We start from the raw sequence: 22,719 nt of genomic DNA on the forward strand, positions 1-22,719 counted from the left end.
CGCGTCGGCATTGCCGAGTGTTATGCACAGCGTGCCTCTACCCTCTCTGGCGGTCAGCAACAGCGCGCCGCGATTGCGCGCGCCATGGTGCAGGGTGCCAAGGTAATCCTCGCGGACGAGCCGATAGCGTCGCTGGACCCGGAATCCTCGCGCAAGGTCATGGACATCCTGGCCCGCGTCAACCGGGAAGACAAATGCACGGTTGTCGTGTCGCTGCACCAGGTCAATGTGGCCATGAAGTATTGCGCCCGCACCATTGCGCTGCACCAGGGCAAGGTGGTGTACGACGGTCCCTCGGTCGGCCTGACACCTGCCGTACTGCGCGACCTGTACGGCGCTGAAGCCGACGACATCTTGTCCCTGGGCGACGCCATCTCCAGCCTGGAAGACAAGGTCAAACCCGTTCCCCACCTCGCCTGGCCGACACCGATGGCGCAGGCTGCCTGATTGACTTTTCTAGATTTCGCCTTTTTTCCAAACCCATCAAGGAACTTCAATGATTAAAAAACTGTTCACGGGACTGGCTGCCGCGGCGCTGGTCACACTGGCGCCCGCACAGGCGCAGGACATCAAGGAACTCAACTTCGGCATCATTTCGACCGAGTCTTCACAGAACCTCAAGTCTTCCTGGCAGCCGCTGCTGGACGACATGGCCAAGAAGACCGGCTACAAGATCAATGCATTTTTTGCGCCTGACTATGCCGGCATCATCGAAGGCATGCGTTTCAACAAGGTGCATGTGGCCTGGTACGGCAACAAGGCAGCCATGGAAGCGGTGGACCGCGCCAGCGGCGAAGTGTTTGCCCAGATGGTCAATGCCGATGGCACCCAAGGCTACTACTCGCACCTGATCGTACACAAGGACAGCCCCCTCAAGAGCCTGGACGATGTACTGAAGAACGCGAAGAGCCTGTCGTTCGGTAACGGTGATCCCAACTCTACCTCGGGCTTTCTGGTGCCCAGCTATTACGTCTTTGCGCAAAACAAGATCGACGCAAAGACCGCGTTCAAGGTGTCGCGCGGGGCCAACCATGAGACCAATGCACTGGCGGTTGCCAACAAGCAGGTCGATGTAGCCACCAACAACAGCGAAAACCTCGACAAGATCAAGGACAAGCTGCCCGAGAAGTTCAAGGACATTCGCGTGGTCTGGACCTCGCCGTTGATTCCGTTGGACCCTTTGGTGATGCGCAAGGACCTTCCTGAGGTGTCCAAGCAGAAAATCAAGGACTTTCTCTTCAACTATGGCAAGGGTGGTGCTCAGGAGAAAGAGGTATTGATGAATCTCTCCAAACTGTCTGGCTTCAAGGCTTCCACCAACGCACAGTTGATTCCGATCCGCCAGCTTGAACTGTTCAAGGAACGCAACAAGTTTGAAGCCGATGCCTCGCTGCCCGCTGGTGAAAAGCAGGCCAAGGTCGCCGAGATCGACCGCCAGCTTGCTGCGCTGACCAAAAACTGAGCGGCCCGTGAGTACCTCTGTACCTCTGGCGATCGCGACGCCACCCGCATTGCCGCCGGCGCCACGCGCCAGCCTGCTGGGCCTGATGGCCTGGGGCGTGGTCCTGGCTTTGCTGGCCCTGTCGTGGAACGGCGCAGACATGCGTCCGCTGGATCTGATCCGCGACTCGGGCAACATGGCCGAGTACGCGGCCAGCTTTTTCCCTCCCAACTTCAGCCAGTGGCAGATGTACCTGCAGGAGATGATCATCACGGTGCAGATCGCGCTGTGGGGTACGGCACTCGCCGTGGTTTGCGCGGTGCCGCTGGCGCTGCTGTCGTCGGCCAACATTGCGCCCGCGTGGGTCCGCCAGCCAATTCGCCGGCTGATGGACGCTGCGCGCGCTATCAATGAGATGGTGTTTGCCATGCTGTTCATCGTGGCGATCGGCCTGGGCCCTTTTGCCGGTGTGCTGGCGCTTTGGATCCACACGACGGGAATTCTGGCCAAACTGTTCTCGGAGGCGGTGGAATCCATTGATCCGCAGCCGGTTGAAGGCATAAGGGCTACCGGTGCCAATGCGATCGAGGAAATCCTTTACGGCGTGATTCCACAGGTGTTGCCACTGTGGATTTCATACACCCTCTACCGATTTGAATCCAACGTGCGCTCAGCCTCCGTGGTAGGCATGGTGGGAGCTGGCGGCATAGGCGTCGTGCTCTGGGAAATTATCCGGGGCTTTCAATACGCTGAAACCTGCGCGGTGATGATCATCATTGTGGTGACGGTCACCATCATTGACCTGATCTCTGCGCGTATCCGTAAAGTTCTTGTCTAGGAATTGTCATGGCACTTCAAATTGCCGATATCACCGGGCTGTTTCATACACAGGGCGCGGTGCAGTATGGCGCGGAAGCCATCAACCAGCAGCAACATGCGCTGCAGTGCGCCCACCTGGCCGAGCGGGCCGGAAGTTCTGTCGAGCTGATTGCCGCAGCATTGCTGCACGATCTGGGCCATTTGCTGTCGCTGGAAATGGGGACCAAAAAGCCTGGCGCGGATGACTTGCACCAGTACATGGCCATGCCCTTTTTGCGCGGGCTCTTCACTGATGCAGTGCTGGAACCCATCCGCATGCATGTGGACGCCAAGCGTTATCTCTGCCACGTAGACAAGGCTTACTGGGCGTCGCTTTCACCGGCGTCCCAGCGCAGCCTTGAGGTGCAGGGTGGACCGTTCACCGCTGATGAGGCAGCCGCGTTTATCGTTCAGCCTTTTGCGACGGATGCAGTAGAACTGCGGCGTTGGGACGACCTTGCCAAGGACCCGACGGCAACGCCGCCCGACTGGGCGCACTACGCGGGGTTGCTGGAGTGCGCCAGCGTTCAGCGCCCATTCAGTGTTTCAGCGGCAATGGCCGCCTGAAGACTTACAGCAAGCCTGTCAGGTAGTCGGCAAGATCCTGGGCGGCATCCGCCAGCGCACCGTCGTTGACGATGGCGCAGTCTGCCTGCAGGGTAGAAAAGCGTGCATTGCGTTCCAATCTTTCGGCGATCGCGCCGGCGTTGTCCCTGCCGCGCTGCGTCAACCGGTTGTGCAGCTTTTCGTGCGCAGCCGTGATTTGCACCAGGCGCACGTCTGTAGAAGTTGGCAGGAGGTCCGCATGGGCACGCGATCCATTCACCACCACCACCCGGCCGGTGTTCACATCGTGCGCGTAATGCGCCGCAACGCCGTAGCAAAAACCGTGCGCCTCCCAATGCCATGAGAGACCCCCAGATTCCTGAAGCGAGCGAAATTGCTGCTCTGTCACAGGATCGTGGTCCGATCCGGCTTGCGCCGGACGCGTCACCATGCGCCTGGAAAAAACAATGTTTGGGTTTGCTGAAAGGATTTCCGTGGCGGCGGAGATGACGCTGTCTTTCCCCGCACCAGACGGTCCGCAGACAAAGACCCAGACACCGTTGCTCATGCGCAGTTCCCGCATATTTTTTGTAGTTGGCGAGGTAAGGCGTTCATGCATGCAAGCTTAAGTCAAGGATGCGCTGAAACGGCGCCTGCGGTGCGTGCTCCACAAAAAGGCAGAGCCGGTCCAGTGTCATGGGGTTTGTAGCGTTGAGTTGCGCAACCTGCGAAGCCACGGCGTCTGTCACGCGAGCGGCAACAGACTGCTCCACCGGCCCGGTAAGCGTCATGTGGAAGCGGTAGCGCTCCATCACGTAGGGATAGCCGTAGCGGTCCAGCAACTCAATCTCGCGCGCGTCCAGAGTCTCCACGCGGCGGCGCAAGCGGTCGGACGGCACAGGCTCAGCACGCAGGTCGTCAAGCTCTGTCACGCAGGCAGCCGCCAAATCCAGAAGCCGGTCCGGGGAAGCCTCGGGAACCAGCGCAACAAAATTACCCAATGTGGCTGCGCGCAGCGGCCCCAGCGGGACCGGACGCAGTCGGGAGGCCAGCGTGCCAAGGCGGGAGATGAGGCCGGCTTCATCCTGCCCGGCGGCGAGGCGGAAGGGTGCTTTCAGCGTAGCGTGAAATCCGTAGTGCCGGGGCTCCTGGGTGATGTTGTAAAGCTCGGCGGCCGAGATGCCTTCAAGTGCTGGTTGCTGCAAGGGCGCGTCATTGTGTTCGTCGCGGCCCAGCCAGTGGCTGCCCAAAGCCCACCAGGGGGAGAGTTTGTCAGGGGAAAAGTAAACGGCGTAACGAGGGGTCACGAGCAGGTTGTTCATGTAGCGCTCCCGGCGCTGACCACCAGTTGCACCCGGTCACCGCAGAAGACAGTTTCACCGTACTTGATGGCCTGACCTTCCATGTCGATATCCAGACATTCCACACAGAGAACCGGCCGGGTCGTGGGTTGTTTCAAAAGGCGGGCAGTTTCTTCCGATGGCATTTGTGTGGTGACACGGCTCTCCGCCCGGACATAGTCCTGCACGCCAAAATGCCGCAGGATTTCAGTTGTCCGTGTGCCTTCATTGAGCATCTCCAGCAGTCCGGCAAAGCGAGCGGCCGGGTAGTAAGCGGTAGCCAAAGCCACGGGCTGCTCATTGGCTTCATCCAGCATCTCCACCATGAGAACCTTCGCGCCACGGGGGAGTTTAAGTTCATCTGCCGCCCGTTCCGGGGCCACCATCTCGCGGGCTGTCAGCAGCTGTTTGCTGGGCAGCAGGCCCTGGCGCTGCAGGTTTTCGCTAAAGCGGGTGCGTCGCGATAAAACGTAGTCAAGCAATTCGTTCTGGATAAACGTGCCACGGCCAGGTTCAATCCGCACCAGGCCATCTACCTGCAGGGCCGCGACTGCCTGACGCAGCGTGTGACGATTGACGCCAAAGCGCGTGGACAGCTCGTTTTCGCTGGGGAGGCGTCCGGTTGCGGTGAAGGCCCGATCGCGAATTTCACGACTGAGGGTGTCGGCAATCTGCTTCCATACGGCAACGCCGCTTCGCCTGCCTGGAGCACTTGAGAGAGAGCGTTCGCTTGTCATCATTTGGTCATGTTGCCCGGTTGAACTAGCGTTTGTGGAGCCGGGGCTTCAAAAAGTTTGCCTCGACGTTTTTGACTTTAGCAACTGATTTAGACATCTGTATGACAACTCAACCGAACGAATCCGAAAGCTTGCCGCGCAAACGGTGGCTGGGGGTGCTTGCGCGTGCTACCCCACCTGAGCTGGAACAAGCCCTTGCATCTGTGGGCAGCACGGGCCCTCTCGAGCATGTGAGACCTGCCGAGTCGGGCATGGTCATGTTGCGAGGACGCGTAGGCGGCACAGGTGATGCATTCAACCTCGGGGAAGCCAGTGTCACACGCTGCGCATTGCGCGTGGGCTCTGGTGCGCTGGGCGTTGGCTACGCGCTGGGCCGTGACAAGCGCAAGGCGGAGCTCGTCGCGATTTTTGATGCCCTGCTGCAGGACGGTGACCGGCATGCGCATATCCAGCGGACGGTGGTTGCTCCTCTCGCAGAGCGTCAGCTCGCGCAGCGGGACGCGGCCAGTCGCTCGGCGGCAGCCTCCAAAGTCGAATTTTTCACCATGGTGAGAGGAAAAATATGACAACCGCTATTCAACTGAGTGCCGGTTTCGCAGACCCGGTGCATGACGCACAAGACGCGTTCCGGCGTGTTCTTGATGCGTTGTCGCGCCCGGGCCGACCTTTCGCCCTGGGTCAGTCGGTCAAGGGACAGGCGATGGGCGCAGCCACTGCGCATCTGCTGTTGGCATTGACGGATGATGACACCCCGGTCTGGTGGCAACGTAGCGATGAGGCTGCCCTGGGATGGTTGCGTTTTCACACCAGTGCGCCGCTGGCCACGACGCCGGAAGCAGCCGCTTTTGCGGTGATCGCTGACGCATCCACCATGCCGGCGCTCCACGCATTTGCCCCAGGCTCACTGGAGTCACCCGAAGACTCGGCCACCTTGTTTGTTGAAGTGACGTCGCTGGATGAGGGCCCTGCCGTTGAGTGGCGCGGTCCGGGCATCCGCGATACACAGACGGTCCGCATCGCGGGATTGCCGGACGACTTCTGGGCGCAATGGCAGACCAACCACGGCTCCTTCCCCCAGGGAGTGGACATTGTTTTTACCTGCGCGGATCAGGCTGTTGGCTTGCCACGCACGACGCGCGTGCGGCGCCTGGAAGGAGTTTGACATGTATGTAGCAGTCAAGGGCGGCGCTGCCGCCATCGAGAGTTCGTGGCGTTTGCTGGCCGAGCAGCGCCGCGGCGATACGTCGGTGCCGGAGTTGTCCGTGACCCAGATTCGTGAGCAGTTGCCACTGGCGGTGGACCGGGTCATGTCGGAAGGCTCGCTGTACGACCCGGAACTTGCGGCACTCGCCATCAAGCAAGCCAGCGGCGATCTGGTTGAAGCCATTTTTTTGCTGCGTGCCTACCGCACCACCTTGCCGCGTTTTGGCTACAGCCTTCCCATGGATACCGCGCAGATGCAACTCGTCCGCCGGGTCTCGGCCACTTTCAAGGACGTGCCGGGCGGCCAGGTTCTTGGCCCCACGTATGACTACACCCAGCGCCTGCTGGACTTTGCCTTGTTGGCAGAAGGCGGAACACCGTCAGAAAGCGCTGCAACGACGGAGTTGCCACCGCCTCTGCCGGCCACTATGCCTCGCGTCAATGACCTGATGGCCCGTGAAGGTCTGATGGAGACGCCGCGTCCCTCTGGCGATACAGAACCAGGCGATCTCACGCGCGACCCATTGATGTTTCCCGCAGAGCGGCCGCTGCGCCTGCAGGCGCTGGCACGTGGTGACGAAGGCTGGCTGCTGGCACTCGGCTACTCCACCCAGCGCGGTTACGCCAACTCGCACCCGTTTGCCGGGGAAATTCGCCGGGGCAAGGTGTCCGTAGAAATAGTGGCTGATGAGCTGGGCTTTCCCATAGACATCGGTGACGTAGAAGTCACCGAGTGCCAGATGATCAACCAGTTTGCCGGCAACCGCGACGTGGCTCCGCAGTTCACCCAGGGCTACGGCCTGGCCTTTGGAGGGTCCGAACGCAAGAGCATGGCGATGGCGCTGGTGGATCGTGCCCTGCGGTGCCGCGAACTTGACGAGCCCGCCGTGGCGCCTGCCCAGGATGAAGAATTTGTGCTCTCGCACGCCGACAGCCTGGAGGCATCGGGCTTTGTGCAGCACCTCAAATTGCCGCACTACGTGGATTTCCAGTCCGAACTGGAACTGGTGCGCAAGTTGCGCGCCGCGCACGCGCGTGAAAAAGAGGCGGACCGGGACGGCCTGCAGGCTGATCTGACAGCCCTGTCGACCATACAGAAAGCAGCATGATGGACCAGCATTACAACTTCGGATTTCTTGACGAGCGAACGAAAAAAATGATTCGCCGCGCCATGCTCAAGGCGGTGGCGATACCGGGTTACCAGGTACCGTTTGGTTCACGCGAGATGCCCTTTGCCTACGGCTGGGGAACGGGCGGTGTGCAGGTCACGGCCAGCATCATCGGGCGTGACGATGTTCTCAAGGTGATTGATCAGGGCGCCGATGACACGACGAATGCGGTGAATATCCGCCGTTTTTTTGCCCGGACCACCGGTGTGCCGACCACCGAAAAAACTACAGAAGCAACCATCATCCAGACCCGACACCGCATTCCGGAAACGGCGCTGTCCGAGGCGCAGATCATCGTTTACCAGGTGCCCATGCCCGAGCCCTTGTTCCGGCTGGAGCCACGCAGGATGGAAACCATCACCATGCATGCGCTGGCTGAGTACGGGCTCATGAACGTCAAGCTTTACGAGGACATTGCCCAGCTTGGCGCGATTTCCAAAACTTACGACTATCCGGTGCTGGTTAATGAGCGTTACCTCACCTCACCGTCGCCGATACCAAAGTTTGACAACCCGAAGATGCACATGAACCCGGCCTTGCAACTGTTTGGAGCGGGTCGCGAGAAGCGCATTTATGCAATCCCGCCCTACACCGCTGTGCGCAGCCTCGACTTTGAAGACCATCCGTTTGAAGTGCAGAGCTGGGAGCATGCCTGCGCCTTGTGCGGAGCCGCAGACAGCTTTCTGGACGAGATGATTGTGGACGACGAAGGCAGCCGCCTGTTTGTTTGTTCGGACAGCGATTTTTGTGGCGAACGCCGCGATGCGGGCCACGTGGGTACCCAACAGTCGGTCAGGATGCCGGATGTGCTTGCCACCGAGGAGAAAGCAGCATGAACGACGATCTGCTGTTGTCCGTACGCGGTGCGGGCAAACAATTCATGTCGGGCAGCCGCATGCGCTGGGCTTGCCGCGATGTCAATTTTGATCTTTACCCCGGCGAAGTGCTGGCGGTGGTGGGTGAGTCCGGCTCGGGCAAGTCGACCTTGCTCCGATTGCTCGCCGCGCGTCTGGCCTGTGATGAGGGCTCGGTTTTTTACGATGTGCGGGACGAAGGTGGGGTGTCTGCGCAATCGTCCGCAGGCAGTGCTTCGCGGCTGGTTGACCTGGCCCAGCTGTCACAGGCGCGCCTGCGCTGGCTGGCCCGCACGGATTGGGGTTATGTGGAGCAGCATGCGCGCGACGGCCTGCGCATGAATGTTTCTGGCGGCGCCAATATTGGCGAGCGCATGATGGCTTTGGGTGGGCGGCACTATGGCAAGTTGCGTGGCCAGGCCTTGAGCTGGATGGAGCGCGTCGAACTTGATGTGGCGCGGATCGACGACCTTCCCGACACCTATTCAGGTGGCATGCAGCAACGCCTGCAGATTGCGCGCAACCTGGTGACGCATCCGCGCCTGGTTTTCATGGACGAGCCCACCACCGGTCTGGACGTTTCCGTTCAGGCGCGCTTGCTGGATCTGTTGCGGGAGCTGGTTGATCAATTGCATCTTGCGGCCGTCATCGTGACCCACGATCTCGCCGTAGCGCGACTGCTGGCACACCGCATTCTGGTCATGAAGGAAGGTGTGGTGGTAGAGCAGGGCCTGACTGACCGCGTGCTCGACGATCCGCAACACCCTTATACCCAGTTGCTGGTGTCATCGGTGCTGACACCCTGACCTGTTGCTCATTCCCGAATTTTTACGGTACTTTTTATGATTGCACTTCTCGAAACCAGGGATTTATCAAAATCGTTCACGCTACATGGGCGCGGTGGTCTCACGCTGCCCGTGTTTTCGGGCATTGAACTGAGTGTTCGCCCCGGCGAATGCCTGGCATTGACGGGGCACTCCGGCAGCGGCAAGAGTTCGCTGTTGCGCTGTTTGTATGGCAACTACGGTGCTACGGAGGGCGAGGTACGCATCCGCCATGAAGACCGTTGGGTCAGCTTGTCGGCCGCTGCGCCACGCGAGGTGCTGGAAGTGCGGCGGCGCACGCTGGGCTATGTGTCGCAATTTCTGCGTGTCATCCCACGGGTGTCCACGCTGGACATTGTGGCGGAGCCGTTAAGGCGTCTGGGCATGGCTGCCGAGGCTGCGCGTCACGAGGCTGGCCTGTGGCTGACGCGCCTGAACCTGCATGAGCGTCTCTGGCATTTGCCGCCCGCAACTTTTTCCGGAGGCGAACAGCAACGTGTCAATATTGCGCACGGCCTGATTGCGGCGCAGCCCGTGCTGCTGCTCGACGAGCCCACAGCCTCACTGGATGCGGACAACCGCCGTGTTGTGGTGGAGCTGATTCATTTGGCGCGAGAACGCGGGGCCGCCATCGTGGGCATTTTTCATGACGACGAAGTACGTGAGGCGGTGGCCAGCCGGTGCTTCGACGTTGAGCAATATCGCTAGTTTTTTTGGGATGAACGGGTCATGACGCAACGAGTTATCAAAAACGCAAAAATAGTTACCGCTACTGAAGAGTTCACCGGATGCATGGTGATCGAGGATGGCCTGATCCGCTCCATTGAGCGTGGAGACACATCGGTGGCATCCGCCGAGGACTGGGCCGGCGATTGGCTGCTTCCCGGCCTGGTAGAGCTGCACACCGACAATCTCGAAAAGCACCTGGTCCCGCGCCCGGGGGTGCTGTGGAATGCCCATTCCGCCACGGTCATGCATGACGCCCTGTGCGCAGCCGCGGGCATTACAACGGTGCTGGATTCCATTGTTATTGGCGATATGGATCAGGGCGGTTCACGCAGTCAGACCCAGCATATGTCCATTCAGGCGCTCCATGAGTGCCGGGCAGAGGAACTGCTTCGCGTTGAGCATCTGCTCCACTTGCGTTGCGAGGTCTCCGCGCCGGACATTGTGGAAGTGTTTGAGCAGTATGCGGATGACTCGCTGCTCGAACTGGTCAGCGTGATGGACCACACGCCCGGTCAGCGGCAGTGGCGGGACCTGACCAAGTACCGTCTCTACGCCGAGCGAAATGGGAATTTTCGGGACAACGAATACGAGGCCTTGGTGGCGGAGCGCAGGGAGCATCAGCTCAAGTACGCCATCCCCAACCGCGCAGCCATCATTGCCGCCAGCCATGCGCGCAGCCTGCCGCTGGCGAGCCACGACGACACAGAAGTTGAACACGTGGAGCAGGCGCATGAGGAGCGCATTGGCATTTCGGAATTTCCCACCACGGTTGCAGCGGCCAAAGCCGCACGCGCGGCGGGTATTGGCATCGTCATGGGTGGTCCCAATCTGGTCAAGGGCGGCTCGCATTCGGGCAACGTCTCTGCTGCCGAGCTGGCGCGACTTGATCTGCTGGACATTTTTTCGTCAGACTACGTGCCAGCCAGCCTGTTGCAGTCCGCTTTTTTGCTGCGTGATTCCGTAGGCTGGACTCTGCCAAAAGCCGTGAACACCGTCACCCGCAACCCGGCACATGCCATCGGGCTGACCGACCGTGGAGAACTCGCGCCGGGTTTGCGGGCTGATGTGATCCGCGTGCGGATGAGTGGTGACATGCCCATCGTTCGCGGTGCCTGGCATAAAGGCGAGCGCGCTTTCTAACAGTGCCCTCATGAGGGGCGAGCATGGGCGTGTTGCCAGGTCCATGCTCAGGGTCATGACCCTCCCCTAGAATCCGCTGATGAAGTATCACAATAAGGTGGAACGCCAGCGTCTCGCACGCAAGATCGTTCTTGGAATTTCCGGGGTGCTGGGTGTATGGGGTATGGTGTCCGCGCCCCCTGCCCAGGCGCAGACCCAGGCTCCCAAAGCTGGCAGCGCCGTGGCGCCGGTCCAGATTTCGCGGGATGCCCAGCGCGCCTACGAAACAACCCGCGACAAGCTGGTGCAGATCCGCACCTTGCTGCGCAACTCCAATACACAGGCCAGTCTGGGGTCGGGGTTTTTTGTTTCCAAAGACGGTCTCATCATCACCAACTTCCACGTGGCGAGCCAGCTTGCCCTGGAGCCCGAACGCTATCGCGGTGTGTATGTTCCGGTCGATGGCAAGGAAGCCGAAGTCGAGCTACTGGCATTTGATGTGCGCAACGACCTGGCTTTGCTGCGGGTCAAAGCACCAGCCGTGAACATGCCGCAGCTGGATTTTCGCGATGAGGCAAAACCACTGGCGCGCGGGGAGAGGATTTACTCACTGGGCAATCCACTGGACATTGGTTTTGCGGTAACCGAGGGCACCTTCAACGGGTTGGTGCAGTGAAGTTTTTACCCCCGTATTTTCTTTGGCGGTGCACTCAACCCCGGCATGAGCGGTGGCCCGGCCCTGGATGATTCAGGTCAGGTGATCGGAATCAACGTCTCCAAGCGGCAGGGTGGGGAGTTGCTGAGTTTTCTCATCCCTTCGGCCTTCGCCAAAGCGTTGATGGTTAGAGCCGGCTCGGCAAAACCTCTTACGCAGCCTACCCATGCTGAGGTAGCCCGGCAGCTGGGCGAACACCAGGCTTTGCTGACGCAAAAGTTCATGGCGGTGCCGCTCACCCAGCAAAAGCATGGCGGTTACAGCGTGCCGGTCCCGGAGGACTCGCTGGCACGATGCTGGGGACGGGGGCGCGATCCGGACTTCAAGGCCTTCGATCTGGAGCGTACCGATTGTCAAATCGACAGCCATGTGTTCGCCGGTGACTTTAATACCGGCTACATCCGCTTGCGTTATGAATCCTATGACGCCCGCAAGTTGGGATCGCTTCGCTTTGCGGCGATGTATTCGCAAAGCTTCAGCAATGAATATTTCGCGACGCGGGGCTCGCGCAAGGCAACGCCGGCTGAGTGCTCGGAGCGTTTCATCGAAACCGGTGGCATGGCCATGCGCGCCGTGGTGTGCATGAGCGCGTATCGCAAGCTACCCGGTCTTTACGATGTTTCGGTGCTCACCATGTCGGTCAACCAGCCCGCCAGCGGTGTACAGGGACGCATGGATGTGCAGGGTGTCAGTTTTGAGAACGGGCTCAAGCTGGTGGCGCACTACCTGGATGGTTTCAGGTGGGAGGTGCAGCCATGACCGCGCCGCTGTTGGGTGTTCTGCATGCCACCGATCGCAACGGCGCTTTTGTGGCACGGCTGGATGTGACCCACTGGCCTGTCACCGTGGGCCGTGCCCTGACCGCTGACCTGGTTCTCGATGACAGCCATGTGGCTGCCGAACATCTTCGCGTAGATCAGACGGCCGAGGGCGACATCACGGTGCAGGTGCTGGGTAGCAACAACGGCGTGGCCTTGAACCGCAGTCAATATGCGCAGGATGCGCAATTCGTCTGGCCATCCGGCCAAGTCTTGACCCTGGGTCGCCTCCGGCTGGGGCTGCGTCTGGCGCATGAACCGGTGGCTGCTGAGGAGCCGCTCCCTCACTTCCCCTGGCTGATGATTGGGTGGACAGTCCTGGCGCTGGCCGGCCTGTTTGCCCTGGTTTTGGGCCAGTCGTGGCTAACCCTCAGTGAACCTTCCCAGCTGGCGCGGCGTTTGCCCGGCTTATTGGCGGTTGTGGCAGTTTCCGTGGCTGCATGGGCAGGCTTGTGGGCACTGGCGACAAAGCTTTTCACCGGGCGCCTGCAGTTCTGGCGCCATGTGCGTATTGCCTGTGTCAGTTCATTGGCGGTGCAGGCGGTCGTCACTGTCGCGAGTGTGCTGGGTTTCATGTTTTCGCTGGAGAGTCTGGCGAGGTTTGATACCCAACTGAGTTTGCTGGGAGCGGCCGTCGGAATTTATGTTCACCTCACCGTGATCGTGGTGCAGCGGCGTCGTAGTCTGGCCGGGCTGGTTGCCGGCCTTGCACTGCTGGGGGTCGTGGCAATGCTGGGGACCAACTGGCTGCAGAACAAACGGCTGTCTGGCAAGTTGTACATGTCAGCGCTTTACCCACCGTCGTGGCGGGTGGCTCCGGCCGTGCCTGTTTCCACGTTCCTCGAGGAGGCGGGCGACATCCGTGATCGCCTCGACAAGCGTCTGAAGGACCGTGAACCCGACGGCAGCGACCCGGACGACAGTAGCGATACGGAATAAGGCCCTGCGTTAGACCGGTTCCCGCATGGTGACAAACTCCTCAGCGGCCGTCGGGTGTATGCCGATGGTGCTGTCAAAGACCGCCTTGGTTGCACCAGCTTTCATGGCCACGGCAAAACCCTGAACAATTTCCCCAGCGTCCGGGCCGACCATGTGCAGACCGACTACACGGTCTGTCGCGTCATCGACCAGCAGCTTCATCAGTGTGCGTTCCGGGCTGCCGCTCAAAGTGTGCTTCAGCGCCTTGAAGTCGCTGCGAAACACGCTGACCTTGCCAAACTTCTGGCGCGCCTGTGCTTCGGAGTAACCCACCGTGCCGATGTTGGGATGGGTAAAGACCGCAGTGGGAACAAAGTCATAACTCATGCTGCGCGGCTTCCTGCCCGTAACTGCGCCCAACAGGTGATCCACCACCACCATGGCTTCTCCCAGCGCCACGGGTGTCAGTTGCAGACGGGCAGTGACATCTCCGATGGCATAGACCGATGGCAGGGAAGTCTGGTAGTGGCCGTTGACCTGTACCGCGCCTTTGTCGTTGAGCACGACACCGGCTGTCTCCAGACCCAGGCCATTTGTGTTGGGCACACGGCCGGTAGCGTAGAGCACGGTGTCTGCCAGAACGCGGGTGATGTTACCGGATCGGTCTTTCACATCGACCTGCAGACCGGCTGCCGTTTTGGCAATTGACGCAATCTCACTGTTTAACTGGAGATTGACTCCGGTCTTGCCCATTTCCGTGGCGATGAAGCTGCGCACGTCGTCGTCGAAACCGGTCAACACCTTCTCGCCTCGATGCACCAGCGTAACATGGGCACCCAGGCCATTGAAGATGGACGCGAACTCGCAGGCGATGTAGCCGCCGCCGACCACGAGCAGTCGTTTCGGAAATGGCTTCAAGTCAAACATCTGGTCCGACGTCACCACGTGTTCGCGGCCGGTTACCGCGGGCACGGTGGGGGTGCCGCCGGTAGCGATCAGAATGGTTTTGGCGGTGAAGATCTGCTGATCCATCTGCACGGTGTGGGCATCTTGCAGCGTGGCCCAGCTGGTGATGATCTTGACGCCCGCACCTGTCAGCAACTGGTTGTAGATGCCGTTGAGACGCGTTATTTCACGCGCGCGGTTTGTTTTGAGCATTTCCCAGTCCAGCACCGGTGCCTCGCCCACCCAGCCAAAACCGCGCGACTCTTCAAAGGCGTCAGCATAATGCGCAGCGTAGCTGTAAAGTTTTTTGGGAATGCAGCCCACGTTGACGCAGGTGCCGCCCATCGCTGCCGCTTCTGCAAGGCCGACGCGCGCTCCCCGCTGCGCCGCCATGCGGGCGGCGCGCACACCGCCGCTGCCGCCACCGATGACAAACAGGTCAAAGTCAAAATTTTGCATGCCTTCTTTTCCCTTCAGGACTGAAATTCCTTCAGCTCATTTTTCATCCACTCAATAAAGGCCCGGGTTCGCATCGGAAGCAGTCGGGCGTGCGGATAGATCACATGGATCGGACGGGGCGCTGGCTGAAAACCCGCGAGCACGGTGCGCAATTGCTTGCTCTTCAGGTAGGGGGCCACCTGGTACGACAGAAACATGCCAAAGCCCGCATCTGCGACACACGCCGCAATGGCTGGTCCGTTCTGGTTGAATTCAAGATTACCACTGACCGTCAGGCGCAGCTGGCGCCCCTGGTCATTGAACGGACCCCATGTGGGGGTATGGTCCGTAACCCGCACGCAGTTGGCTTTGAGCAGGTCTTTGGGGTGCTTTGGGATGCCATGACGCTTGAGGTAGGCGGGGCTGGCCACCACCACGCGCTGAATATGGCCCACCTGCCTGGCGACAAGGCTGGAGTCCTGTAGCGAGCCGATGCGTATGCCGACATCAATACCTTCTTCCAGCAGATTGACCACGCGGTCCACCAGCATCACGCTGCAGCGCATCTTGTCATACCGCTGCACAAAACGGGCAACAGCGGGGGCCACATGCATCTGGCCGAACAACATAGGCGCAGTAATCGTCAGGTGGCCAGCCGGTTCATCGGCCTCTGCGGTCAGCGCTGCTTCAGCCTCGTCGAGAGCCGTCAGCACCTGACGGCAGCTTTCAAGGTGGCGTCGGCCTTCATCGGTGAGTGAAATGCGCCGTGTTGTGCGGTTAAACAGGCGCACACCCAGCTCCGCTTCAAGAGCTGCCAGCGTGCGCACCATTGCTGGGAGGGACGACTCCATGACCCGCGCCGCAGAGGTGAGACTGCCTTGTTCTGCGATATGAATGAAGGCCTGCATGGCCTTGAGCTTGTCCATACGCCATGGTAGATCATTAATCCGATTTGTGGATGAGACAAATACGGATAAGTCCATTTATTGAAATGCAGAAAACCAACAGAATCCGTTTGTTCCTGCCAACCATTCATCTTGAAAGTCCTTCATGACCACCACTGCTGCTTCCCATCCTGACCAGCCCATCAAGCTCTATCGCATGAATATTTCAGGCCATGCTCACCGCGTGGAGCTGTTCCTTTCGCTGTTGGGTCTTCCATTCGAGTTGATCAACATCGACCTGACCACCGGCACGCACAAGAAGCCGGAGTTTCTGGCCCTCAATCCTTTCGGTCAGTTGCCGGTGATACAGGACGGCGACATCACGCTCGCTGACTCCAACGCCATCCTGGTCTACCTGGCCACCCGTTACGCGGCCCCATCGGCGTCTTGGCTACCGAAGGACGCTCTGGGCGCTGCCCATGTGCAGCGCTGGTTGTCGGTTGCTGCCGGCCTGCTGGCTTTCGGTCCTGCCGCGGCGCGTGTGATCCAGCTCTTCAAACGGCCGGACAACCCTGAGGTCCCCATTGCACGCGCTCATGCCTTGTTCTCGGTGATGGAGCAGCAGCTCGGTCAATCCATGTTTCTGGTTGGCAACGCGCCGACGCTCGCCGACATTGCCAACTACAGCTACATCGCACGCGCACCAGAGGGTAATGTCTCGCTCGTCGCATACCCCAATCTGCGCGCCTGGTTGGCCCGTATTGAAGCGCTTCCAGGCTTTGTGCCCATGGTCAGCAGCCCCGTCGGTTTGGCCGCATGAGCAATACCATCTGGCACGAGGGCGAGCGCGCGGTGCAAGAGCGCGTGGGTGCGCGCGAACGGCTGGAGCAGCTGGGGCAACGCGTCATACGCGAAGCCATGCCGGATCAGCACCGCGAATTTTTTGCCCAACTGCCCTTTGTGATCGCCGGGTCGGTGGATGACGCGGGCCAGCCTTGGGCCTCGGTACTGGCGGCACCGCCTGGATTCATGCAATCACCTGATCCGCAACAACTGGTTTTGCGGGTTCAATCACTGGCCGACGATCCACTGAAGCAGAACCTGGCTGATGGCATGGCCATTGGTCTGCTGGGCATAGAGCCGCACACACGGCGGCGCAACCGATTGAACGGTGTGGTTCATGGTTTGAATGAAGCGGGGTTTTCCGTCCGGGTCACCCAAAGCTTTGGCAACTGCCCCAAATACATTCAGGCCCGTGAACCGATGTATGTCGGTGACGCCCCCGAAGGCGCAGCAGTGACTGAGGGTAGCCAGCTCGACGCCGCCGCGCGTCGGCTGATCACATTGGCCGACACCTTGTTTATCGCGACGGCCTATGCCGGAATCACCGGCGAGGCCGGTCGCGCAGGTGGAGTGGATGTTTCGCACCGCGGCGGCAAACCCGGCTTTGTACGCGTGGATGCAGACGACACGCTAACGATGCCGGATTTTTTTGGCAATTTTTTCTTCAACACCCTGGGCAATATTGCAGTCAGTCCGCGCGCCGGCCTGCTCTTTGTTGATTTCGATAATGGCGACCTGCTGTACCTCGCCGTGCATGCCGAAATTATTTGGGATGGCGCCGAGCTTGAGTCTTTTCCTGGCGCTTTGCGTTTGCTGCGCTTCAAGGTTATGGCCATGAAGAGAGTGACCGGCTCCCTGCCTTTGCGTTGGGGCCCTGCAGAGCTGTCCCCGGCGCTGCAAGCCACCGGTACTTGGGCCTGAAGCGGGGGTTTCCCGGCGCCGATAATGGGGGATGACCTCCTCCTCTCCTGATTTCAGTACCCTCTCCCTGCCGGCCCACGTGCTGGCCAACCTCCAGCAGCTCGGCTACCTGAGCATGACCCCGATCCAGGCCGCCAGCCTGCCTGTGGCCTTACTGGGCAAAGACCTGATTGCCCAGGCCAAGACCGGCAGTGGCAAGACCGCCGCTTTTGGCATTGCCCTGCTGGCCAACCTGAATGCGCGGCGTTTTGCCGTGCAGGCCATGGTGCTGTGCCCCACGCGGGAACTGGCCGATCAGGTGGCTACCGAGATCCGGCGTCTGGCGCGGGCTGAAGAAAACATCAAGGTCGTGGTGTTGTGTGGCGGTGTACCGCTGCGCAACCAGACAGCCAGCCTGGAAAACGGCGCGCACATTGTGGTCGGCACACCCGGCCGCATCATGGACCACCTGGCCCGTGGTCATTTGAATCTGGAGGCCATGAACACGCTCGTGCTGGACGAAGCCGACCGTATGCTGGACATGGGCTTTTTTGACGACATCGCAACCGTTGCAAAACAGTGCCCCAAAGAGCGCCAGACTTTGCTGTTCTCGGCCACCTACCCGGAAGGAATTGCGAAAATCAGCCAGCAGTTCATGAAAACGCCGCAAACCATCGCGGTGCAGGCTCAGCATGAAAAAACCAAGATCCAGCAGCGCTGGTACCAGGTACCAGACAGCGACCATGACGAAGCCCGCCTGGGCGCCGTGGCACAAGTGCTGCGCCACTTCCGTCCGGCCAGCACGCTGGCGTTTTGCAACACCAAGTCGCAGTGCCGCGCGCTCGTGGCTTATTTGAAAGAGCAGGGCTTCAGCGCGTTGGCCCTGTTTGGCGAGCTGGAGCAGCGTGAGCGTGACCAGGTGCTGGTGCAGTTTTCCAATCGGAGTTGCTCGGTGCTGGTAGCCACAGACGTCGCTGCGCGCGGCCTGGACATTGCACAACTTGCAATGGTGATCAATGTCGACGTCACGCCGGACGCCGAAGTACACATTCACCGCATAGGCCGCACCGGCCGTGCTGACGAAGAAGGTTGGGCCATCAGCCTGGCGAGCATGGACGAGATGGGCTCGGTCGGAAAGATCGAGCAGTTGCAAAAGGCCGAATCCGAGTGGCACAAACTGACGGAGCTCACCCCCGCCAGCAACGAGCCACTGTTACCCCCAATGATCACCCTGCAGATTGTCGGTGGCCGCAAGGAAAAAATCCGCGCTGGCGATGTGCTGGGCGCGCTGACCGGTGAGGCTGGAAATGTCCCACCGTTTACGCGAGAGCAGGTGGGCAGGATCAACGTCAACGAATTCTCAACCTATGTCGCCGTGGATCGCGCCATGGCCAGCCAGGCGCAGCAGAAGCTGGCCAATGGCGGCGTCAAGGGAAAAAGCGTGAAAGTCCGCTTCATGGACGAGGCCTGATGGCCTTGGGTTGCCTCTGGGCTCTCAAAGTGCCGGGGCAGGCGAATTTGTGAATCAAATGCCCCGTTTTCCCTTAATTGACGGGCGCTGAATGCTATATAAACAATAGCAAATGCGCATGTGTCGTGGCGGGCAAGTGTTCGTAGGACGACACGAAGACTGCTCGTGAGCGCGCAGCGCTTTTGCGTTGGCCAATCGGCTCAACTTCGCGCCCGTCAGGCGTTTTGAATTCAAAATGGAATGTTGTCGCCGCGCGCCGGCTTGAACCGCCAGACTGCTGACGACGCGAACGTCGGCGCAATGCCGCAACCGCACGCTAAACCCATTTCAGGACACAACATGGTCAGACTTAAATTTTCAATCGAACTGAACTATCTGGTGGCAGATGCCGGATGTGATTTCATTTTCAACATCCAGGCCGCCCGAACCGCCCAGCAACGCGTTGTTGCCGAAACGCTGGGTATCAGCCAGATCCTGCAACCCGAGAGCTACACCGATGCGGTAACCCATACGCGCTTCCTCATGCTCAAGGCCGCTCCCGGACCGCTGACTGTCAGTTATGACGCAACCGTGGACATCGAGCATCATCTTTCACAGCCTGATCAATTGATGGAAACCGGTGTGCTCCAGTTGCCGGGCAACGTTTTGCCTTACCTCTACCCCAGCCGTTATTGCCAGTCCGACCGCCTGCACAGGCTGGCGGTCAAGGAATTTGGCCATATGCGCCAGGGCTATAGCCGGGTGCAAGCGATTCGTGACTGGGTCAACCAGCGCGTCACCTTCACGTCCAACAGCTCGACCGGCAACACCACAGCCATCGACACGCTGATCGACGAGGCCGGTGTGTGCCGCGATTTTGCGCACCTGATGATTGCGCTTTGCCGTGCGGTCAACATCCCGGCCCGTTTTGTCAGTGGAATTGACTACGGTGCAGATCCCGCATTGGGCCCAACTGACTTTCATGCCTATGTGGAGGTCTACGTTGGGCATCGCTGGTATATGTTCGATCCGTCGGGCACGGCGATTCCCATGGGATTTGTGCGGCTTGCCACGGGGCGCGATGCGGCGGACTCGGCATTTGCCACCATGTTCGGTGGCGTCTCGTCATCGGCGCCGGTGATCGCCATCGAAGCGCTGCCTGATGACAATGGCAACCTGGTCACCCCGCAACATCTCGCCGAGGCGCTGTCGAGCGCCAGCGCATAAGGCTGACCAGTCGCAGCATTGAGCAGATTGCGGCTGACGCGGGTTTTGGCTCGGCCGCATCACTGCGCCAGCATTTTTCTGCAGCGTTGAAAACCTCGCCTGCAACTTATCGACGAGAGTTTCGCAGCCTGTAATTCGGTGAAAAATGGCGCTCGCCCATTCAGCATATGCGTTGATAGCTATGAATACGATAGCAACCGCCGCCAGGCAGAAAAACGAGCTAACCCGCTTTGGTTGCTGCGCGGAGCTTGTCTTTCTTGCTCGGGCGTTTGCCCTTGATGCCGCCGGTTGATGGCGCGGCTGCTGCCTCCGTCTTCTCAGGCTCGAAGCCCTCGATCTGTTCGCGCGGCAGGTTCAGGCTCTGGCGTTTTTCGATCAAACGGAAATGCGCTTCTGTGTCTGCGCTGATGAAGCTCAGTGCCACGCCGCTTTCGCCAGCTCGGCCGGTACGGCCGATGCGGTGAATGTAGTCAACAGACGAACGGGGAAGGTCATAGTTCACGACCACGGGCAGCTGCGCAATATCAACGCCCCGCGCTGCGACGTCGGTGGCGATCACTACTTTCAGACGTGACGCCTTGAAGTCGGCCAGCACCTGCGTGCGTTTGCCCTGACTCAGCTCGCCATGAAAAGGCTCTGCGTTGATGCGGGCCTTGCGCAATTTGTCAGCCACAATTTCAGCAGCGTGTTTGGTGGCCACGAAAACAAGCACCCGTTTCCACCCGTTTTGCCCAATAAGGTGGCGCAGCAACTGGGTACGTCTGCCGGCATCGACCGCAATGGCGCGCTGAAGAATGTCCGGCTTGCCTTGCGCCTCAGGCAGTCCTTCAATGCGAACCGGGTCGCGCAGCAGCTGGTCAGCCAGCGCCTGGACGCTGGCCGGAAACGTAGCGGAGAAAAACAGGTTTTGCCGTTGCGATGGCAGCAATGCCAGGATGCGCGTCAACTCTTCAGCAAAGCCCAAGTCCAGCAGGCGATCCGCTTCGTCAAGCACCAGCGCGGATACGCCAGACAGGACAAGCGCGTTCTGACCGACCAGATCCAGCAGGCGGCCGGGTGTGGCCACCACAATGTCGGTGCCTCCACGCAAATGCATCATTTGCGGATTGATGGAAACGCCTCCAAAGAGGGTGGACACCTTCACCGCTTGCGATAACTGTTGCGAAAAGCCGCGTATGGTTTCACCCACCTGAGCCGCGAGTTCACGCGTGGGGACCAGAATCAGCACCTGAACACGTTTTGGTTTTTCACCCTGCGTCTGCTGCAGCTTGTGCAGAAGCGGGAGGGCGAAAGCGGCCGTCTTGCCGGAGCCGGTCTGCGCCGCGCCCAACACATCGCGGCCTTGCAGCACCGCTGGTATGGCGGCGGCCTGGATGGCGGTGGGTGTGACATAGGCCTTGGCGCTTACGGCGCGCAGCAGGTCAGGGTGCAAACCCAGGGAGGAAAACGGCATGAACGGAGCGCTTCGCGTTGGAGGAGGGCACCCAGTTTAAGGCTTCGCGCTATTGGAGCCCGCATAATCAGGCGCTTGCGAATCACTTCATCGAGGGAGATTCAGACCTTATGAAGACGCAGACCCGGTAAAGGCAGCCATGAAAAAAACATTCAAACTCAATATCGAAGGCAAAAACCGCGACCGCTTGCTGGACGCCGTCAAGCACGATATCCGCAAATACGTGAAAAGGCAGCGGCGCGTGGCCTTACCCGAAGGCGTTGATTTCTGGGACTTTGACTGCCGCTTTGGCAGCAGCGAGGAAACAGCTGCGGTTGTGCATTTTGCAACCATCATCCCGCTGGTAGACGCCGCGGCGAAAGAAGGCGTGGACAGCTTTTATCTTGAGCTTCTGGCCAAAGAAGGCCGGCGCACGGTGCGTCCGCGGCCGCTGGAAGCTGAGGGTGGTTTCGGCGGCGACGCGAATATGCAGGACGCCGAAGATTGAGTTAACGCTTTGGCTCGGCTCCGAACTGCTGCTTACGTTTTATCGCGTTCGACCCCAATACCAAAGTCAGTGACTTACTTCCAATGGGTCTGAATTCCTACGCCGGCATGTAAGAAAAGGTGACAAGCTGACATCTGAGCCAATTCCGGCTTCAAGGAGACATGCCATGACTTATTCTTTATTCAAAACCCGCATCGCGACACTGGCTATCGCCACCCTTCTGCTTGCAGGGCCTGTCCTGTCCAAGGGAAAGGACGATGACGACCATGGCGGAAAAGGCAATGGCAAGCACTCCCAGAAGGCGGAAAAGCAGCAAAAGCACGCGTCCAAAGGGAGCGGGAAGGACGACAAGGACGCCAAGCGAGAGCGCAAGGAAGTTCAGCCCGGCACTTACTTCAATGATCAGCAGCGGACGGTTGTGCGGCAGTACTACACGCAGAACTACACCAACGGCAAAAAATGCCCTCCCGGCCTGGCCAAAAAGAACAATGGCTGCATGCCTCCAGGCCAGGTACGTAACTGGGCCGTTGGCCAGCCCATACCTAGCGGCGTCACGACCTACTCGGTACCTCAACCCGTTATTGTGCAGCTACCCCCTGCCCCCTACGGCTATCGCTATACCCGCATTGGCGGGGACATCGTATTGGTAGAGCAAAAAAACAACCTGATCGTGGACATCATTCAGGGTCTGTTCGGCACCTGAAACCGGTTGATGGCCCCTGCGAGTCTGGCCGCGGGGCTGTTCGCTACTCTGAGCGAAAGCAGCCTGGCTGATGTGGCCACCAGAGAAGCAGTGGTCAACCTCTCCAGGCCCTCATCGG

At 59.9% G+C, this 22,719-nt stretch carries 26 protein-coding genes and 1 pseudogene; 21 read left to right on the top strand and 6 right to left on the bottom strand.

Going from position 1 to position 22,719, the window contains the following annotated elements:
• The 4 genes from VE934_RS00005 to VE934_RS00020 form a co-directional block, all read left to right on the top strand.
• Nucleotides 1–447, top strand: a 447-nt coding sequence (locus VE934_RS00005; protein ID WP_324883034.1) for an ATP-binding cassette domain-containing protein, incomplete at its 5' end; no start/stop codon positions are given.
• Nucleotides 448–496: 49 nt separating this feature from the next.
• The gene (gene phnD, locus VE934_RS00010; protein WP_324883036.1) at nt 497–1,462 is read left to right on the top strand and encodes a phosphonate ABC transporter substrate-binding protein; all 966 of its coding nucleotides are present in this window, start codon (nt 497–499) and stop codon (nt 1,460–1,462) included.
• An 85-nt stretch (nt 1,463–1,547) separates the two neighbouring features.
• Nucleotides 1,548–2,279 (top strand): phosphonate ABC transporter, permease protein PhnE, encoded by a 732-nt coding sequence (phnE, locus tag VE934_RS00015; protein WP_324883122.1) that lies wholly within the window; start codon nt 1,548–1,550, stop codon nt 2,277–2,279.
• Nucleotides 2,280–2,287: 8 nt separating this feature from the next.
• The gene (locus VE934_RS00020; protein WP_324883038.1) at nt 2,288–2,866 is read left to right on the top strand and encodes a phosphonate degradation HD-domain oxygenase; all 579 of its coding nucleotides are present in this window, start codon (nt 2,288–2,290) and stop codon (nt 2,864–2,866) included.
• A gap of 4 nt (nt 2,867–2,870) precedes the next feature.
• Here VE934_RS00020 and phnN read toward each other — a convergent pair whose 3' ends face one another.
• From phnN to phnF, 3 genes are read right to left on the bottom strand one after another with little or no spacing between them, the layout of a single operon-like run.
• Nucleotides 2,871–3,413, bottom strand: coding sequence for a phosphonate metabolism protein/1,5-bisphosphokinase (PRPP-forming) PhnN (gene phnN / locus VE934_RS00025; protein WP_324883040.1), 543 nt, complete (start codon nt 3,411–3,413; stop codon nt 2,871–2,873).
• A gap of 43 nt (nt 3,414–3,456) precedes the next feature.
• Nucleotides 3,457–4,167, bottom strand: coding sequence for a DUF1045 domain-containing protein (locus VE934_RS00030; protein WP_324883042.1), 711 nt, complete (start codon nt 4,165–4,167; stop codon nt 3,457–3,459).
• A complete protein-coding gene (gene phnF, locus VE934_RS00035) occupies nt 4,164–4,922 on the bottom strand; it encodes a phosphonate metabolism transcriptional regulator PhnF (protein ID WP_324883044.1) in 759 nt (252 codons plus the stop codon). The genes VE934_RS00030 and phnF overlap by 4 nt, the downstream gene beginning before the upstream one ends.
• Before the next feature lie 101 nt (nt 4,923–5,023).
• Here phnF and phnG point away from each other — a divergent pair, with 101 nt between their 5' ends.
• The 10 genes from phnG to VE934_RS00085 all read left to right on the top strand — a co-directional run bounded on the left by phnG (nt 5,024) and on the right by VE934_RS00085 (nt 13,292).
• On the top strand, nt 5,024–5,488 hold the full coding sequence (gene phnG / locus VE934_RS00040; RefSeq protein WP_324883046.1) for a phosphonate C-P lyase system protein PhnG: 465 nt from the start codon (nt 5,024–5,026) through the stop codon (nt 5,486–5,488).
• On the top strand, nt 5,485–6,084 hold the full coding sequence (phnH, locus tag VE934_RS00045) for a phosphonate C-P lyase system protein PhnH (RefSeq protein WP_324883048.1): 600 nt from the start codon (nt 5,485–5,487) through the stop codon (nt 6,082–6,084). The genes phnG and phnH overlap by 4 nt, the downstream gene beginning before the upstream one ends.
• A gap of 1 nt (nt 6,085) precedes the next feature.
• Nucleotides 6,086–7,234, top strand: coding sequence for a carbon-phosphorus lyase complex subunit PhnI (locus tag VE934_RS00050; RefSeq protein WP_324883050.1), 1,149 nt, complete (start codon nt 6,086–6,088; stop codon nt 7,232–7,234).
• A complete protein-coding gene (locus VE934_RS00055) occupies nt 7,231–8,130 on the top strand; it encodes an alpha-D-ribose 1-methylphosphonate 5-phosphate C-P-lyase PhnJ (protein WP_324883052.1) in 900 nt (299 codons plus the stop codon). Before VE934_RS00050 ends, VE934_RS00055 begins: the two co-directional genes overlap by 4 nt.
• Before the next feature lie 44 nt (nt 8,131–8,174).
• A complete protein-coding gene (gene phnK / locus VE934_RS00060) occupies nt 8,175–8,954 on the top strand; it encodes a phosphonate C-P lyase system protein PhnK (protein ID WP_414693785.1) in 780 nt (259 codons plus the stop codon).
• 36 nt (nt 8,955–8,990) lie between these two features.
• Nucleotides 8,991–9,680 (top strand): phosphonate C-P lyase system protein PhnL, encoded by a 690-nt coding sequence (gene phnL, locus VE934_RS00065; protein WP_324883055.1) that lies wholly within the window; start codon nt 8,991–8,993, stop codon nt 9,678–9,680.
• A 21-nt stretch (nt 9,681–9,701) separates the two neighbouring features.
• Complete coding sequence (locus VE934_RS00070) at nt 9,702–10,841, top strand: alpha-D-ribose 1-methylphosphonate 5-triphosphate diphosphatase (RefSeq protein WP_324883057.1); 1,140 nt, start codon at nt 9,702–9,704, stop codon at nt 10,839–10,841.
• A gap of 79 nt (nt 10,842–10,920) precedes the next feature.
• Nucleotides 10,921–11,496, top strand: coding sequence for a serine protease (locus VE934_RS00075; RefSeq protein ID WP_324883059.1), 576 nt, complete (start codon nt 10,921–10,923; stop codon nt 11,494–11,496).
• Nucleotides 11,497–11,541: 45 nt separating this feature from the next.
• On the top strand, nt 11,542–12,294 hold the full coding sequence (locus VE934_RS00080; RefSeq protein ID WP_324883061.1) for a S1C family serine protease: 753 nt from the start codon (nt 11,542–11,544) through the stop codon (nt 12,292–12,294).
• Nucleotides 12,291–13,292 (top strand): FHA domain-containing protein, encoded by a 1,002-nt coding sequence (locus tag VE934_RS00085; RefSeq protein ID WP_324883063.1) that lies wholly within the window; start codon nt 12,291–12,293, stop codon nt 13,290–13,292. The genes VE934_RS00080 and VE934_RS00085 overlap by 4 nt, the downstream gene beginning before the upstream one ends.
• A gap of 9 nt (nt 13,293–13,301) precedes the next feature.
• Here VE934_RS00085 and gorA read toward each other — a convergent pair whose 3' ends face one another.
• On the bottom strand, nt 13,302–14,675 hold the full coding sequence (gene gorA / locus VE934_RS00090) for a glutathione-disulfide reductase (protein ID WP_324883065.1): 1,374 nt from the start codon (nt 14,673–14,675) through the stop codon (nt 13,302–13,304).
• A gap of 14 nt (nt 14,676–14,689) precedes the next feature.
• On the bottom strand, nt 14,690–15,580 hold the full coding sequence (locus VE934_RS00095; RefSeq protein WP_324883067.1) for a LysR family transcriptional regulator: 891 nt from the start codon (nt 15,578–15,580) through the stop codon (nt 14,690–14,692).
• A 124-nt stretch (nt 15,581–15,704) separates the two neighbouring features.
• On the opposite strand from VE934_RS00095, the gene VE934_RS00100 reads away from it, so the two are divergent.
• The 5 genes and pseudogenes from VE934_RS00100 to VE934_RS00120 all read left to right on the top strand — a co-directional run.
• On the top strand, nt 15,705–16,358 hold the full coding sequence (locus tag VE934_RS00100; protein WP_324883069.1) for a glutathione S-transferase: 654 nt from the start codon (nt 15,705–15,707) through the stop codon (nt 16,356–16,358).
• Nucleotides 16,355–17,302: a pyridoxamine 5'-phosphate oxidase family protein gene (locus VE934_RS00105; protein ID WP_324883071.1), complete on the top strand. Its 948-nt coding sequence runs from the start codon at nt 16,355–16,357 to the stop codon at nt 17,300–17,302. Before VE934_RS00100 ends, VE934_RS00105 begins: the two co-directional genes overlap by 4 nt.
• Before the next feature lie 31 nt (nt 17,303–17,333).
• Nucleotides 17,334–18,752 (top strand): ATP-dependent RNA helicase DbpA, encoded by a 1,419-nt coding sequence (dbpA, locus tag VE934_RS00110; protein ID WP_324883073.1) that lies wholly within the window; start codon nt 17,334–17,336, stop codon nt 18,750–18,752.
• Nucleotides 18,753–19,091: 339 nt separating this feature from the next.
• A complete protein-coding gene (locus VE934_RS00115; RefSeq protein WP_324883075.1) occupies nt 19,092–19,958 on the top strand; it encodes a transglutaminase family protein in 867 nt (288 codons plus the stop codon).
• Nucleotides 19,959–19,969: 11 nt separating this feature from the next.
• A pseudogene (locus VE934_RS00120) lies at nt 19,970–20,092 on the top strand (GlxA family transcriptional regulator); the annotation flags it as partial.
• 86 nt (nt 20,093–20,178) lie between these two features.
• Here VE934_RS00120 and VE934_RS00125 read toward each other — a convergent pair.
• Nucleotides 20,179–21,411, bottom strand: a complete 1,233-nt coding sequence (locus tag VE934_RS00125; protein ID WP_324883077.1) for a DEAD/DEAH box helicase — start codon at nt 21,409–21,411, stop codon at nt 20,179–20,181.
• A 139-nt stretch (nt 21,412–21,550) separates the two neighbouring features.
• Between VE934_RS00125 and VE934_RS00130 the strand changes: the two genes are divergently transcribed.
• Together VE934_RS00130 and VE934_RS00135 are read left to right on the top strand one after the other, a co-directional pair.
• The gene (locus tag VE934_RS00130) at nt 21,551–21,898 is read left to right on the top strand and encodes a DUF6172 family protein (RefSeq protein ID WP_324883079.1); all 348 of its coding nucleotides are present in this window, start codon (nt 21,551–21,553) and stop codon (nt 21,896–21,898) included.
• A gap of 166 nt (nt 21,899–22,064) precedes the next feature.
• Nucleotides 22,065–22,601 (top strand): DUF1236 domain-containing protein, encoded by a 537-nt coding sequence (locus tag VE934_RS00135; protein WP_324883081.1) that lies wholly within the window; start codon nt 22,065–22,067, stop codon nt 22,599–22,601.
• The last annotated feature ends 118 nt before the right edge of the window (nt 22,602–22,719 follow it).

It is taken from the genome of Polaromonas sp. (assembly GCF_035638815.1).
Lineage (GTDB): Bacteria > Pseudomonadota > Gammaproteobacteria > Burkholderiales > Burkholderiaceae_C > Polaromonas.

What these genes read in the sequence shown, in the direction of transcription:
- phnF (WP_324883044.1), bottom strand. Translation starts at nt 4,922, where the DNA reads ATGACAAGCGAACGCTCTCTCTCAAGTGCTCCAGGCAGGCGAAGCGGC.
- phnN (WP_324883040.1), bottom strand. Translation starts at nt 3,413, where the DNA reads ATGAGCAACGGTGTCTGGGTCTTTGTCTGCGGACCGTCTGGTGCGGGG.
- VE934_RS00020 (WP_324883038.1), top strand. Translation starts at nt 2,288, where the DNA reads ATGGCACTTCAAATTGCCGATATCACCGGGCTGTTTCATACACAGGGC.
- phnH (WP_324883048.1), top strand. Translation starts at nt 5,485, where the DNA reads ATGACAACCGCTATTCAACTGAGTGCCGGTTTCGCAGACCCGGTGCAT.
- VE934_RS00135 (WP_324883081.1), top strand. Translation starts at nt 22,065, where the DNA reads ATGACTTATTCTTTATTCAAAACCCGCATCGCGACACTGGCTATCGCC.
- phnD (WP_324883036.1), top strand. Translation starts at nt 497, where the DNA reads ATGATTAAAAAACTGTTCACGGGACTGGCTGCCGCGGCGCTGGTCACA.
- VE934_RS00075 (WP_324883059.1), top strand. Translation starts at nt 10,921, where the DNA reads ATGAAGTATCACAATAAGGTGGAACGCCAGCGTCTCGCACGCAAGATC.
- VE934_RS00055 (WP_324883052.1), top strand. Translation starts at nt 7,231, where the DNA reads ATGATGGACCAGCATTACAACTTCGGATTTCTTGACGAGCGAACGAAA.
- dbpA (WP_324883073.1), top strand. Translation starts at nt 17,334, where the DNA reads ATGACCTCCTCCTCTCCTGATTTCAGTACCCTCTCCCTGCCGGCCCAC.
- phnK (WP_414693785.1), top strand. Translation starts at nt 8,175, where the DNA reads ATGTCGGGCAGCCGCATGCGCTGGGCTTGCCGCGATGTCAATTTTGAT.
- VE934_RS00030 (WP_324883042.1), bottom strand. Translation starts at nt 4,167, where the DNA reads ATGAACAACCTGCTCGTGACCCCTCGTTACGCCGTTTACTTTTCCCCT.
- VE934_RS00115 (WP_324883075.1), top strand. Translation starts at nt 19,092, where the DNA reads ATGGTCAGACTTAAATTTTCAATCGAACTGAACTATCTGGTGGCAGAT.
- VE934_RS00050 (WP_324883050.1), top strand. Translation starts at nt 6,086, where the DNA reads ATGTATGTAGCAGTCAAGGGCGGCGCTGCCGCCATCGAGAGTTCGTGG.
- phnL (WP_324883055.1), top strand. Translation starts at nt 8,991, where the DNA reads ATGATTGCACTTCTCGAAACCAGGGATTTATCAAAATCGTTCACGCTA.
- VE934_RS00130 (WP_324883079.1), top strand. Translation starts at nt 21,551, where the DNA reads ATGAAAAAAACATTCAAACTCAATATCGAAGGCAAAAACCGCGACCGC.
- VE934_RS00105 (WP_324883071.1), top strand. Translation starts at nt 16,355, where the DNA reads ATGAGCAATACCATCTGGCACGAGGGCGAGCGCGCGGTGCAAGAGCGC.
- VE934_RS00085 (WP_324883063.1), top strand. Translation starts at nt 12,291, where the DNA reads ATGACCGCGCCGCTGTTGGGTGTTCTGCATGCCACCGATCGCAACGGC.
- phnE (WP_324883122.1), top strand. Translation starts at nt 1,548, where the DNA reads ATGGCCTGGGGCGTGGTCCTGGCTTTGCTGGCCCTGTCGTGGAACGGC.
- VE934_RS00095 (WP_324883067.1), bottom strand. Translation starts at nt 15,580, where the DNA reads ATGGACAAGCTCAAGGCCATGCAGGCCTTCATTCATATCGCAGAACAA.
- VE934_RS00100 (WP_324883069.1), top strand. Translation starts at nt 15,705, where the DNA reads ATGACCACCACTGCTGCTTCCCATCCTGACCAGCCCATCAAGCTCTAT.
- phnG (WP_324883046.1), top strand. Translation starts at nt 5,024, where the DNA reads ATGACAACTCAACCGAACGAATCCGAAAGCTTGCCGCGCAAACGGTGG.
- VE934_RS00080 (WP_324883061.1), top strand. Translation starts at nt 11,542, where the DNA reads ATGAGCGGTGGCCCGGCCCTGGATGATTCAGGTCAGGTGATCGGAATC.
- VE934_RS00070 (WP_324883057.1), top strand. Translation starts at nt 9,702, where the DNA reads ATGACGCAACGAGTTATCAAAAACGCAAAAATAGTTACCGCTACTGAA.
- VE934_RS00125 (WP_324883077.1), bottom strand. Translation starts at nt 21,411, where the DNA reads ATGCCGTTTTCCTCCCTGGGTTTGCACCCTGACCTGCTGCGCGCCGTA.
- gorA (WP_324883065.1), bottom strand. Translation starts at nt 14,675, where the DNA reads ATGCAAAATTTTGACTTTGACCTGTTTGTCATCGGTGGCGGCAGCGGC.